The 12,150-nt window shown below is 70.6% G+C and carries 10 protein-coding genes and 1 tRNA gene; 2 read left to right on the top strand and 9 right to left on the bottom strand.

All coding sequences use genetic code 11. The annotated features are described in order from the left end of the window. The first annotated feature begins 85 nt into the window (after positions 1-85). Positions 86-937, top strand: coding sequence for a helix-turn-helix transcriptional regulator (locus AB0J02_RS18460; RefSeq protein ID WP_363194732.1), 852 nt, complete (start codon positions 86-88; stop codon positions 935-937). A gap of 8 nt (positions 938-945) precedes the next feature. Continuing rightward, a complete protein-coding gene (locus AB0J02_RS18455) occupies positions 946-1,140 on the top strand; it encodes a DUF397 domain-containing protein (RefSeq protein ID WP_363194731.1) in 195 nt (64 codons plus the stop codon). A 400-nt stretch (positions 1,141-1,540) separates the two neighbouring features. Here AB0J02_RS18455 and AB0J02_RS18450 read toward each other — a convergent pair whose 3' ends face one another. The 9 genes from AB0J02_RS18450 to rsmA form a co-directional block, all read right to left on the bottom strand. After that, a complete protein-coding gene (locus tag AB0J02_RS18450; protein ID WP_363194730.1) occupies positions 1,541-2,287 on the bottom strand; it encodes a hypothetical protein in 747 nt (248 codons plus the stop codon). A 777-nt stretch (positions 2,288-3,064) separates the two neighbouring features. Then, positions 3,065-3,137, bottom strand: a tRNA-Gly gene (locus AB0J02_RS18445). Positions 3,138-3,186: 49 nt separating this feature from the next. Further along, on the bottom strand, positions 3,187-3,888 hold the full coding sequence (locus tag AB0J02_RS18440) for a LuxR C-terminal-related transcriptional regulator (RefSeq protein WP_363194729.1): 702 nt from the start codon (positions 3,886-3,888) through the stop codon (positions 3,187-3,189). A 268-nt stretch (positions 3,889-4,156) separates the two neighbouring features. Continuing rightward, complete coding sequence (locus AB0J02_RS18435) at positions 4,157-6,010, bottom strand: PQQ-binding-like beta-propeller repeat protein (RefSeq protein WP_363194728.1); 1,854 nt, start codon at positions 6,008-6,010, stop codon at positions 4,157-4,159. Between the two features lie 69 nt (positions 6,011-6,079). Then, the gene (locus tag AB0J02_RS18430) at positions 6,080-7,918 is read right to left on the bottom strand and encodes a PQQ-binding-like beta-propeller repeat protein (protein WP_363194727.1); all 1,839 of its coding nucleotides are present in this window, start codon (positions 7,916-7,918) and stop codon (positions 6,080-6,082) included. Between the two features lie 203 nt (positions 7,919-8,121). Next, positions 8,122-9,927: an ABC-F family ATP-binding cassette domain-containing protein gene (locus tag AB0J02_RS18425; RefSeq protein WP_363194726.1), complete on the bottom strand. Its 1,806-nt coding sequence runs from the start codon at positions 9,925-9,927 to the stop codon at positions 8,122-8,124. Positions 9,928-10,043: 116 nt separating this feature from the next. After that, positions 10,044-10,268: a hypothetical protein gene (locus tag AB0J02_RS18420; RefSeq protein WP_363194725.1), complete on the bottom strand. Its 225-nt coding sequence runs from the start codon at positions 10,266-10,268 to the stop codon at positions 10,044-10,046. A 77-nt stretch (positions 10,269-10,345) separates the two neighbouring features. After that, on the bottom strand, positions 10,346-11,236 hold the full coding sequence (locus tag AB0J02_RS18415; protein WP_363194724.1) for a 4-(cytidine 5'-diphospho)-2-C-methyl-D-erythritol kinase: 891 nt from the start codon (positions 11,234-11,236) through the stop codon (positions 10,346-10,348). Next, positions 11,233-12,105 (bottom strand): 16S rRNA (adenine(1518)-N(6)/adenine(1519)-N(6))-dimethyltransferase RsmA, encoded by an 873-nt coding sequence (rsmA, locus tag AB0J02_RS18410; protein ID WP_363194723.1) that lies wholly within the window; start codon positions 12,103-12,105, stop codon positions 11,233-11,235. The genes AB0J02_RS18415 and rsmA overlap by 4 nt, the downstream gene beginning before the upstream one ends. Between the last annotated feature and the right edge of the window lie 45 nt (positions 12,106-12,150).

Here is a 12,150-nt window from a genome sequence, read left to right as displayed (position 1 = left end):
GACGGTACGCCTGAAAATTAAGGCGTTGCAAGCTTGTCGCGTAATCTGGCACCCGAATGAGGCAGCCGAGAGGGCGAGTTGGCACATGGCGACACGGCGCAACCCCACTGCACGCCAGATCCGCTTGGGTACTGAGCTGCGTAGACTCCGCGAGGCCGCGGGCCTCAAGGCGCGGGAAGCCGCGACTCTGCTAGGTGCCGACTCCGTCCAGATGAGTCAGATCGAGTCCGGGGCCTCAGGCGTCAGCGAAGAGCGGGTGCGTCGAATGGCAGCCAACTACGCCTGCGGCGACCCCGCATTGATCGACGCCCTCGTGTCATTGGCGACCGACCGGACGCGCGGGTGGTGGGAGGAGTACTTGGGAATCCTCCCACCGGCGTTCCTTGATCTGACCGAACTCGATCACCACGCCACGTTCCGGCGTGACGTGGAGTTCATCCACGTTCCCGGGCTTCTGCAGACCGAGGACTACGCCCGTGCCCTCTTCTCCTACATGGTCCCCGAGCTGCCGAAGAGCGAATTGGAACCCAGGGTCGAGCACCGTATGCGACGACGCACCATCCTCGATCGCGACAACCCGACCGCGTACGAAGCCGTGATCCACGAGGCCGCTCTGCGCATCCGCGTCAGCGGCCGGGAGGCTGCCCGCTCGCAACTTGCCCGCATCCTCGACGCGAGTACGGCGGAGCACGTGACGGTACGGGTCATCCCTTTCGACCTCGACAATTTCGCCGGGGCCAGCAGCGCCATGATGTACGCAGGTGGCGCGGTGCCCCGCCTGGACACCGTGCTCCGTGACGCACCGCACGGCAGCGCATTTCTTGACTCGGAAGCCCAACTGGCGCGGTTTCGAACGCTCTTTCATAAGGTGGGAGCGGCGGCACTCGACCCAAAACGGTCCCGTGACCTCATCCACCAGGTGATCCAAGAACTGTGAGGCACCCCATGGTCACCCCACTGCACTGGCAGAAATCGTCTTTCTCAGGCGGCGGCGACGGCAACAACTGCCTGGAACTGGCCGCTGCCAGCGGTGCCATCCGTCTCCGCGAGAGCGATGAACCCGGCGTCGAACTCGCCACCGGCACCGCCCCCTTGGCCAATCTCATCCGGGTCCTCAAGGCACAGCACCGCGATGGCTGACCTCAGCTGAAGGCCCGTAGGAGCCGCCGGAGGCCTGGTGCCCTGGTTCGGTCTCGTCGCGGGCGGTGCGGCCGGTGGGGGTTCAGGTCCGGCGCGTGCGCGCCGGTGGGGTGGCGTGGGTGGGTTTGATGTGTCTGCCGGCCGGTGGGCGCCTTCTTATGGGATTACGTGGCGGGTGCCCGGTGGGTGGTTGCTGTACCTCCGCATGTCTCGTCGCTGTCGCTCCGCCGTCTTGGGCTGGCTTTCGTGGGCTGGGGTGGTGGGTGGAAGGGGCGCGAGTCAGTCGTATGGCACTGCCCTTTCGGGCTCAGCCGCCGCAGTCGCCGGCGGGGCGAGTGCGGCTATGAGTGGGGTGGCCGTGGACAAGCGCAGCAAGAGCGAACGCGAGTGGGCGAGGGTGTCAGGGAGTCGGCGGAGTCCGGGCCAGGGCGTGGCGGATGCGGGTGATCATCTGGGCGGGGGAATGCATGACCTCGCCTGCGGTGAAGCGGAGGACGAGGCGTACCTGGGGGCACAGTTGGAGGTCGTTGAAGCGGGCGAGGTCGCGGCGGTGGGCCTCGCGGCTGCCGTGGTAGGCGTAACCCTCGATCTCGACCACGACCCCTTCACGGGTGAAGAGGAAGTCGGGCCGCACCCTTCGCCCCTCGGGGGTGGTCAATTCGGCCTGGCTTGTAGGACGTAGCCCCGCTTCGCGCATGCGCAGCCTGGCCAGGGTCTCGGCGGGGGAGGCGGCGTGGGGGTCGATGAGGCTCAGCCGCTGCAGGGCCTGGTGCCGCCCGTGTATACGAGGCTGGGCGGCCTCCGCCGCGACCCTGTCCAAGGTGGTGAGCGGGGCGCGCCGATAGGTGCGGATGCGCCGCCAGGTGAGGGCGGACTCGACGCCGATGACGGCCTCGTCCTGCCCGGCGCTGCGCAGCAGATCCCCCAGGGTCCGGTCCACCTTCGTGCACCGCAGCCCGCGCCGCACAGTGACGTCGGTCTCCGCCAGCGGCAGGCACCGTACGCCGGAACGCTTACGGCTGAGGTTGCGACGCAGCGCAGTGAACTCGGCGCTGGCATGTGGCAGTTCGACATCCCACAACCAGGCGGCGGCGGAGTGACTGACCACCAGATGCGGCGCGGCCCACTGCTCCGCCAACAGCCGCACTCGCACCCCTTCAAAAACCCCGGGCGCCAGCCAAGCCCCCTCACTGAGCCGCCGCCACCCGTCATCTTTCAGCCGCTGGTACAGGGAGCTCCGCTTCCACCCATGAGCCAGGGCCCAGGCACAGAGCAACACCCCTACAACAGCCAACTCCCGCAGCTCAACGCCCTTTTCACGCTTCAGCAACCGCTTTCCACACCCACTTTCCATCTCCCCACTCCCACCTGCCCGCACCCCGACCACCACCGGGACCAACGGTGCAGAAATCGCTTTCCCCGCCCCCGCCCCCGCCCACCCACAGAAACCAAACACCAGCATCCCGCGCCCCCCACCCCCAGAAGACCCCTGTGGATAACGGCCCCACCCGTCACTCCTCCTCCTGCTGCGCTTTTCGGCACCCACCGCACTGATAGCAGCACTCGCCCCGCCGGCGACTGCGGCGGCTGAGCCCGAAAGGGCAGTGCAATACGACTGACTCGCGTCCCTTCCACCCACCACCCCAGCCCACGAAAGCCAGCCCAAGACGGCGGAGCGACAGCGACGAGACATGCGGAGGTACAGCAACCACCCACCGGGCACCCGCCACGTAATCCCATAAGAAGGCGCCCACCGGCCGGCAGACACATCAAACCCACCCACGCCACCCCACCGGCGCGCACGCGCCGGACCTGAACCCCCACCGGCCGCACCGCCCGCGACGAACCCGAACCAGGGCAGCACTCCCCCGGCGGCCCCACAACGCACAAGTCCCACCCCGCCGAAGCGGGATGGGACTTGGGGTGGAGCGCCGGGCAGGCCTTGCACCTGCATTTCCCCGCAGGAAGCGGGGCGTCTTTCCTTGGACCACCGACGCACTGTCCGCCACCGCGTGTTGCGGTGACCAACGCATGATCGACTATAGCTCAGGAATCCGGATCCGCGGAATCCGCGGCCGAGCCCACAGGGCCCGCGCGATCCAGCAATCCGGTGCGCGCGGCCAGCGCGGCCGCTTCCAGGCGGGATCCCACGCCGAGTTTCATCAGCACGCGCTGGACGTGCGTGCGGGCCGTTGAGGGGGCGATGCCCATGCCGGCCGCGATCAGGCGCGTGTCCTCGCCGTCCGCGACCCGGACCAGGACCTCGACCTCACGCGGCGTCAGCATCTGGAGGAGGCGCTGGCCTTCGTCGTCCGGCTGGGCCGCGGGGTTGAGGAGTTCGCTGAACGCGCCCTGCAGCAGCGCCGGGGCGACCGCCGCCTCTCCAGCCCTGGCCTTCATCAGGGCGCGCTCGACGCCCTCTATGCGCTCGTCATGACGTACGTAACCGGCGGCGCCGGCCGCGAAGGCCGCAGCGATGCCACGGGGGGACGGGACCGGGCCGAGGACCACGACCGCCACCTGGGGGCGCTCCCGTTTGATACGGAGAACCGGGTCGAAGGTGCCCGGTTCGGCCGGGGTGGCCGTGCCGATGAGGCAGACCTCCGGAGCACGGGAGATGACCAGTTCGGCGGCGCCCGCGGCGGGCGCGGCCGCGGCGAGCACCCGGTGCCCGCGCAGTTTCAGTGCCGAGGCGAGCGCCTCGGCGAGCAATCGGTGGTCGTCGACCACCATGAGCCGAACACCCATTGAGAGCCAACCCCCCAGTTCGCCCCGAGAGCGTCTATGGACCTCCGGGACCCCCACGGACAGGCGAGCCCCCCGACTCCCGGTCCTCTTTCATCCCCGGAAGCTACACGCTTGTTCGACGTTGCGCGCCCCCTACTGATGAGAAGCGGCCCGCAATGCTGAAATCCCCTCCTTTCAGGGGTGATTGCCGGTAGAGGGGGGCGCATATGCCGACGGCTCCGCCCCCCGTCATCGGGGTGCGGAGCCGTCAATTACTTAAGGAAAAGGCTTACTTGGCCGTGAAGCCGATGGCCGCGTACTCCTTGTCGTCCGCGGAATACGGTTCGCTGATCAAGTCCTTGCCCAGGAACAGGCGGCCGTTGGAGTACAGCATCTCGGACGACTTGGGCACCATGTGGCTCAGCGCGTCCCGTACCGTCTGCGTCGCGGGCGTCTCGAGCAGCACCGTCTGCTTGCCGGCCTTGGGGTCGATGGTGACGACCTGGGCGCCCTTGTCGTACGGGCCGTCCTTGTACGCCAGCACGTTGCCGCCGTCCATGCGCAGCGGGAAGATCTCGTAGTCCGCGCCGCTGTCGAAGCGGTCGCCGGTGATCTTGCCGTCGGCCAGGGCGAACGACACGACCTCGTTGACCTGGTCGGTGCCGCTGCCGTCGTGCTGCTTGGACGGCAGGTAGAGGCGGTCGTTGCCGACGACGACGCCCTTGCAGCCGTGCACCTCGCCGACCTCGCAGTCGACGTCGTACTTCTCCGGGTCGATGGTGATCTTGGCGCGCAGCTTGTTGCCGCTGTCGTCGAGCGAGAACGCGTCGGTGTACTTGACCTCTTCGCCGAGCGCGACACCGAAGGTGACCGGCTTGGTGGAGAACACCGAGAGCAGGTTGACGCTGCCGGGCGTGCCGGGAACCTTGTACGTCGACTTCGGCTTGCCCGAGGCCGGGTCGAGGACCTGGACCTCGTACGTCTCCGCGTCGAAGTCACCGCACTTGCGGACCGCGACGAGCTGCTCGCCGCCGCGGTAGCCGACGTCCTCGCAGCTGCCCTGCTGCGGCTTCCACAGCGACTTGCCGGAGGTGACGTCGAAGGCCGCTCCGCCGTCGTAGCCGCCGCCGACCGCCAGCGTGGAGCCGCTGATGGACAGCTCCTTGAACGCGATCTTCTGGCCGCTGACCTCGACGCTGTCCGACCACACCTTCTTACCGGTGTTGACGTCGAACACCGTGATGTCGGTGCACTTGAAGTAGTCCTTGTCCTTCTTGCGCTTGCCGTCCTCGGAGAGCACGGCGGCCAGGCCGGCCTCGGTCACCTCGGGCGAGGCGCCGCAGGTCTGCCCGGACAGCGGCAGGGTCCACTTCTTGGTGCCGGAGTCCGGCTCGTAGCCGACGACCTGGTCGAGGTCCGCCTTGGCGTACGTCGAGTCGGTCAGCCAGGAACCCGCCACGCTCCACACGGCGTCCTTGGCCACCTTGGGGGCGGGCAGCTGGAAGGCGATGCTCGCGGCGGTGCTGGCCGGGACCTTCTCCTGGCCGGCGCCGAAGCCGTCCTTGCCGTTGTCGCCGCCCTTGTCGCCGTCGGCGGAGTTCTTCTGGTCGTCCTTGCTGTCGTCGGAGGAGGTCGCGTAGAGGATTCCGCCGCCGACGATCAGCGCGATCACGACGACGGCCGCGGTGATGATCCACACGATCGGCGAGGGCTTCTTGCCTCCGCCGCCACCGCCACCGGGGCCGGCCATCGGCGTGGTGGGCGGCTGCGGGTAGCCGTACTGCTGCTGCCCGTACTGCGGCTGACCATAGGGCTGCTGGCTGAACTGCGGCTGTCCGTACGGCTGTTGGCCGTAGGCGGGGGTGGGCGGCTGCGGGGCCTGCGGCTGCTGCTGGCCCGGGTAGCCGTAGCCCGGCGCGCCCTGGGGCGGCGGGGGCGGGGTCTGCGGGTAGCCGTAGCCCGGCGCGTCCTGCGGCGGCGGGGGCGGGGCGCCGAAGCCGCCGGGCGGGGGCGGCGTGGGCGCGCCGAAACCGCCGGCGGGCGGCGGCCCGGCCGGGGCGGCGGGGGGCTCGGGGGACTCGGGCTGCTTGCGGAACGGGTCCTGCGGGGGTTCGTTCGGCGGGGGCGGGGGCGGCTGCGTCATGACGTGGGTACCTCGGGGTGCCTGAAGACGGGGACGGAAGGTTACGGGTGGGGCGCGCGGTGTGTGACGTCAGTCGCCGTACGCCAGCATCAGCTTCTGCTGGCCCTTGGCACTGCCGGACAGGTTGGTGACGGAGATGTAGAAGCGTCCGTCGGCCCAGTCGACGGCCTTCGAGTAGAAGCCGCTCTCGATCTCGGCCGTGCCCGCCGGGTTCTGCAGCAGCGTCTTCGGCGTGTGGGAGCCGGAGACCGGGATGGACACCACGCGTCCCGCTGAGCCGCCGTACGACGCCTCCATGTACGCGACGACGGAGCCGTTCTCGACCTTCAGCGGCAGCAGCGACTGGTCCTCGGGCGACTTGGCCCGCCAGCGCTCCTTGCCGCTGGTGAGGCTGATCGCGACGACCTCGTTCTCGCCGCCCGTCTTGCCCTTGGTCGGCATGTAGAGGGTGGAGGAGTCCGCGGTCACACCCTGGCAGCCGTCCAGGTTGCGGGAGAGGAAGGAGAAGGTCGACCCGCAGCCCGTGTCGAGGCCGTCGACGCTGACCTCGGCCTGCAAGGAACTGCTGTTGTTCTTGAAGGAGGCGATGTTGTACTTCTTGTCGTCCTCGTTGGTGCTGTACACGACCAGCGGGCTGACGGAGTACACGTTCCCGATCGACCAGTCCTTGGGGAACTTCTTGGTCCACAGGACCTTGCCGGTCTCCGGGTTCAGCTGGCGCAGCTCCTCGTGCGAGTTGTTCCCGCCCGCGCCGCAGGACGCCACCGAGAGCAGCTTGTCCTTGGTGCCGGTGTAGGCCTTGGGGAAGCAGTCGGTGCCGTACTGCTCGACGACGAACTTCTTCTTCGTGCCGGTCTTGGCGTCGAGCGCGAGGCCGGACATCTGGCGGCCGACCATCAGGGTGTCGCCGCCGACGTAGGTCAGCGAGATGCTGGAGCCGGTCCCGTCGAAGAAGTTGTCCTCGTCCTCCCGCTCGGGGATCTTCGCCGTCCAGCCCTTGGCGCCGGTGGCCAGGTCGATCTCCTGGACCTGGTTGCACTTGGCGCGCGAGCTGGTGCCGCTCATGTACGCGACGATGATCTTGCCTGCGTCGGACGGGGTCTTCGTGACGGAGCAGATCTTCTGCGGCAGCTCGACCGCCGGCCAACTGACCTTGCCGTCGGCGACGTTGTACCCCAGGACCTCCTTGAACGCGGCCTTGGCCGCGACCTTGTCGGTGATCCACATGCCGGGGGCGGTGGCACCGTCGCTGCCCACCTTGGGGGCCGTCTTGTACCAGAGGACCTTCGCCTCGCCGCTCTGGCGGCCCGCGTTGAGGTCCTCCTCGCCGCCGTGCCCGTCGCCCTGGCCGTCGCCCGGGTCGACGGGGGCGGACACGGACGCCTTGGGGTCCTTGTTCTTGTCGGCGGTGTCCTTCTTGTCGTCCCCGTCGTCGCCGCCGACCACGGCGTACACGACGCCGCCCGCGACGACCAGCAGGGCGACGGCCGCGGCCGCGATCACCCAGGCCTTCTTGGAGACGCCGCCACCGCCCGGCGGGGCCGGCTGCTGCTGCTGCGGGTAGCCGTACTGCGGCTGCTGCTGCCCGTAGGGGCCGGGCTGCTGGGCGTACGGGCCCTGCTGCTGGGGATAGCCGTACGGTCCCGGCTGCTGCTGCGGCTGACCGTACGGGCCCGGCTGCTGCGGCGGCTGACCGTAGGGACCCGGCTGCTGCTGGTACGGGCCGGGCTGCTGCTGGGGATATCCGTAACCGGGCTGCGGCGCCGGCGGCGTCTGGGCCGGAGGCGTCTGCGGCGGAGCGGCCGGCGGAGGCGGCGTCGGGGCCGGCTGCTGCGGGCTCGGCGACGCCTGCGGATCCTGTGGTGCTCCGAAGCCGCCGGACGGCGGCTGGTTGGGCGGCTGAGTCATCAGCGCTCCCCCCTGTTCAGTGCTGATGTACCGGCACGCCTGGGTGTTTTCCGGACGTTCTCAGGTCGGTCACGGGATGCGCTCAGGCCGCTCCCAGCCGCCCTTTCTATCACTCTGGACACGCACGCAGAGGGCCGGTCCGCCCCCTGTTCCCAAGGGTGGACCGGCCCGTGATGCGTCCGTTACGCGTCTACACGCCGCCTTCACGCATCGTCGGCGAGTTCCAGCCAGCGCATTTCCAAGTCCTCGCGCTCGGCGACGAGTTCCCTCAGCCCGGCGTCCAGCTCGGCCACCTTCGCGAAGTTCGTGGCGTTGTCGGCGATCTGCGCGTGCAGTCTGGACTCCTTGTCGGAGACCTTGTCCAACTGCCGCTCGATCTTCTGCAGTTCCTTCTTCGCGGCGCGGGCGTCGGCGGCCGACGGCCCGGACTTCGCGGCGGCGGGGGCCGCCACGGGCGCCGGGACGGCGGCGTCGATCATCCGCTGCCTGCGCTCCAGGTACTCGTCGATGCCGCGCGGCAGCATCCGCAGGGTGGCGTCGCCGAGCAGCGCGAACGTGTTGTCGGTGGTGCGCTCGATGAAGAACCGGTCGTGGGAGATCACGATCATGGAGCCGGGCCAGCTGTCGAGGAGGTCCTCCAGCTGCGTCAGGGTCTCGATGTCGAGGTCGTTCGTCGGCTCGTCGAGGAAGAGCACGTTCGGCTCGTCCATGAGCAGGCGCAGGATCTGCAGGCGGCGGCGCTCACCACCGGACAGGTCGCCGACCGGCGTCCACTGCTTCTCCTTGCTGAACCCGAACTGCTCGCACAGCTGGCCCGCGGTCATCTCCCGGCCCTTGCCCAGGTCGACGCGGTCGCGGACCTGCTGGACGGCCTCCAGGACCCGCAGCGAGCCGGGCAGTTCGGTCACGTCCTGCGACAGGTACGCGAGCCGGACGGTCTTGCCGACGACGATCTTCCCGGCGGCGGGCTGCTCCTCGCCGTGCGTGCGGGCGGCCTCCGCGAGGGCGCGCAGCAGGGACGTCTTGCCCGCGCCGTTCACCCCGACCAGGCCGACGCGGTCGCCGGGGCCGAGGTGCCAGGTGAGGTGCTTGAGCAGCACCTTGGCCCCGGCCTGGACGGTCACGTCCTCCAGGTCGAAGACGGTCTTGCCGAGGCGGGCGTTCGCGAACTTCATCAGCTCGCTGGTGTCGCGCGGCGGCGGCACGTCCGCGATCAGTTCGTTGGCCGCCTCGATGCGGTAGCGGGGCTTGGAGGTGCGGGCGGGGGCGCCGCGGCGCAGCCAGGCCAGCTCCTTGCGCATCAGGTTCTGCCGCTTGCTCTCCTCGGTCGCGGCGATCCGCTCCCGCTCGGCGCGGGCGAACACGTAGTCCGAGTAGCCGCCCTCGTACTCGTAGACATCGCCCTTCTGCACGTCCCACATGCGGGTGCAGACCTGGTCGAGGAACCACCGGTCGTGCGTGACGCAGACGAGCGCCGAGCGGCGGGCCCGCAGGTGGCGAGCGAGCCAGGAGATGCCTTCCACGTCGAGGTGGTTGGTGGGCTCGTCGAGGATGAGCAGGTCGGGGTCGTCGATGAGCAGCTTGGCGAGCGCGATACGGCGTCGCTCGCCGCCGGAGAGCGGGCCGATGACGGTGTCCAGGCCCTGCGCGAAGCCCGGCATGTCGAGCCCGCCGAACAGGCCGGTCAGCACGTCCCTGATCTTGGCGTTGCCCGCCCACTCGTGGTCGGCGAGGTCCCCGATCACCTCGTGCCGGACGGTCGCCTGCGAGTCGAGCGAGTCGTGCTGTGTGAGCACGCCCAGGCGCAGCCCGCCGTTGTGCGTGACGCGGCCGGTGTCGGCCTCCTCCAGCTTGGCGAGCATCCGGATCAGGGTCGTCTTCCCGTCCCCGTTCCGGCCGACCACACCGATCCGGTCACCTTCCGATACGCCGAGGGAGACGCCGTCGAGCAGCGCACGGGTCCCGTAGACCTTCGTGACGTTCTCGACGTTGACCAGATTGACTGCCATTTCGCTCCTGCCAGGGGGTGACCGGTTGTCCAGCGTAGTCGGGGTCACGAGGTGGGCTTCGCGCCGCGGGTCCGGGGAGCGATGGCGGCCGCGGGCCGGCGGGGCTTCTCGCGCGGTTACCCGCGCCCCTGAGATGCGCACCGCGTGCGGCTGCGGCGGGAGCGCGCCCGGACCAGGGGGGAGACCTCCCTGGGGCGGAGGACGCGGCCCGTGCCGGGGGCCGGGGGCGGGAGCGGGTGGCCGCGCAGGGCCAGGGTCGCGTGCACCCCGAGCAGGGCGACCGCGCCCAGCGGGAGCGCGGCACGGCGCAGGCGGCGGCGACGGCGTCCGGAGGTCTTCATGGGGCTCAGCGTCCCGCGCCGGGCGGTCGCCGCGGCAGCGTGCGCGTACTCAACCGGGGGCTGAGTACGCCCCGTGCTCAGACGATCGTGGCTCCCGGGGCCGGCGACGGCGCCACCCGTACGGTCCGGCACGTGCCGGACGCGGTGAGGGTGTCGGCCACCCGGCGCGCGGCCGCCTCGTCCGCCGCGAGGAACGCCGTGGTCGGGCCCGAGCCGGAGACCAGGGCGGCGAGCGCACCGCCGGAGGCGCCCGCGTCGAGCGTGGCCCGCAGGGACGGGAAGAGGGAGAGGGCGGCGGGCTGCAGGTCGTTGGTGAGGGTCGCGGCGAGGGCCGTCACGTCACCGGTGCGCAGCGCGTCCAGCAGGGCGGGCGACGCGACGGGGTCGGGGGCGTGCGGGCTCAGCCGGTCGAACTCCCGGTACACGGCGGGCGTGGACAGGCCGCCGTCGGCGGCGGCGAACACCCACCAGAACTCCCCGCCCACGTCGAGGGGGTCGAGTTTCTCGCCGCGCCCGGTGCCGAGCGCCGCCCCGCCGACCAGGCTGAACGGCACGTCGCTGCCCAACTCGGCGCAGATGTCGAGGAGTTCCTCGCGCGAGGCGCCGGTCCCCCACAGCGCATCGCAGGCCACGAGGGCGCCGGCCGCGTCCGCGGAGCCGCCCGCCATGCCGCCGGCGACGGGGATGTCCTTGGCGATGTGGATGCGGACCTTCGGGTCGCCGAGTCCGTGCCGTGCGGCCAGCGCGATGGCCGCGCGGGCCGCCAGGTTGGTGGCGTCCAGGGGGACCTGGTCGCTGCCCGGGCCGGTGCACGTGAGGCTCAGGGAGTCCGCGGCCCCGACCGTCACCTCGTCGTACAGGCCGACGGCGAGGAAGACGTTGGCCAGGTCGTGGAAGCCGTCGGGGCGGGCGGGGCCCACCGCGAGCTGGACGTTGACCTTGGCGGGTACGCGTACGGTCACGCTCACGCGGCCGCCCCCTTGTGCTCGGCGATCCGCGCGAACTCCTCCACCGTCAGCGCCTCGCCGCGTGCCTGCGGCGAGACGCCGGCCGCGACGAGCGCCGCCTCGGCCGCGGCGGCCGAGCCGGCCCACCCTGCGAGTGCCGCGCGCAGCGTCTTGCGGCGCTGGGCGAACGCGGCGTCGACGACCGCGAAGACCTCTTCCTTGGACGCGGTCGTGGCGACCGGTTCCGTGCGGCGGACCAGGGCGACGAGGCCGCTGTCGACGTTGGGCGCGGGCCAGAACACGTTGCGTCCGATGCTGCCCGCGCGCTTGACCTGCGCGTACCAGTTGGCCTTGACGGACGGGACGCCGTAGACGCGCGAGCCGGGGCCCGCGGCGAGCCGGTCGGCGACCTCCGCCTGGACCATGACGAGGGTGCGCTCGATGGTCGGGAAGCTGTCGAGCATGTGGAGGAGGACGGGGACCGCGACGTTGTACGGGAGGTTCGCGACGAGGGCGGTCGGGGCCGGGCCGGGCAGCTCGGTCACCTGCATGGCGTCGCAGTTGACGAGGTCGAAGACGTCCTTCTTGGCGGGCAGGCGGGCCGCGATCGTGGCGGGCAGCGCGGCGGCGAGCGTGTCGTCGATCTCGACGGCCGTCACGTGCCGGGCCACGTCGAGCAGCGCGAGGGTGAGCGAGCCGAGGCCCGGGCCGACCTCGACGACGACGTCGTCCGCGGTGACCTCCGCGGTGCGGACGATCCGGCGGACCGTGTTGGCGTCGATGACGAAGTTCTGGCCGCGCTGCTTGGTGGGGCGCACGCCGAGGGCGGCGGCCAGCTCGCGGATGTCGGCCGCGCCGAACAGGGGGCCTTGGGGGTCAGGGGTGCTCACCGTTCAAGGGTACGGGGCGCCTTCGCCCGGGGGTCACCCGTGCGG

It is taken from the genome of Streptomyces sp. NPDC050264 (assembly GCF_040655895.1).
Taxonomy (GTDB): Bacteria; Actinomycetota; Actinomycetes; order Streptomycetales; family Streptomycetaceae; genus Streptomyces.
The sequence above is the reverse complement of the archived record's forward strand: the minus strand, read 5'-3'. Positions and strand labels throughout refer to the sequence as shown.

Bases quoted from the DNA above. Each gene is read 5' to 3' on its own strand.
- AB0J02_RS18430 (WP_363194727.1), bottom strand. From the start codon at position 7,918: ATGACTCAGCCGCCCAACCAGCCGCCGTCCGGCGGCTTCGGAGCACCA.
- AB0J02_RS18420 (WP_363194725.1), bottom strand. From the start codon at position 10,268: ATGAAGACCTCCGGACGCCGTCGCCGCCGCCTGCGCCGTGCCGCGCTC.
- AB0J02_RS18460 (WP_363194732.1), top strand. From the start codon at position 86: ATGGCGACACGGCGCAACCCCACTGCACGCCAGATCCGCTTGGGTACT.
- AB0J02_RS18455 (WP_363194731.1), top strand. From the start codon at position 946: ATGGTCACCCCACTGCACTGGCAGAAATCGTCTTTCTCAGGCGGCGGC.
- AB0J02_RS18425 (WP_363194726.1), bottom strand. From the start codon at position 9,927: ATGGCAGTCAATCTGGTCAACGTCGAGAACGTCACGAAGGTCTACGGG.
- AB0J02_RS18440 (WP_363194729.1), bottom strand. From the start codon at position 3,888: ATGGGTGTTCGGCTCATGGTGGTCGACGACCACCGATTGCTCGCCGAG.
- AB0J02_RS18435 (WP_363194728.1), bottom strand. From the start codon at position 6,010: ATGACGCAGCCGCCCCCGCCCCCGCCGAACGAACCCCCGCAGGACCCG.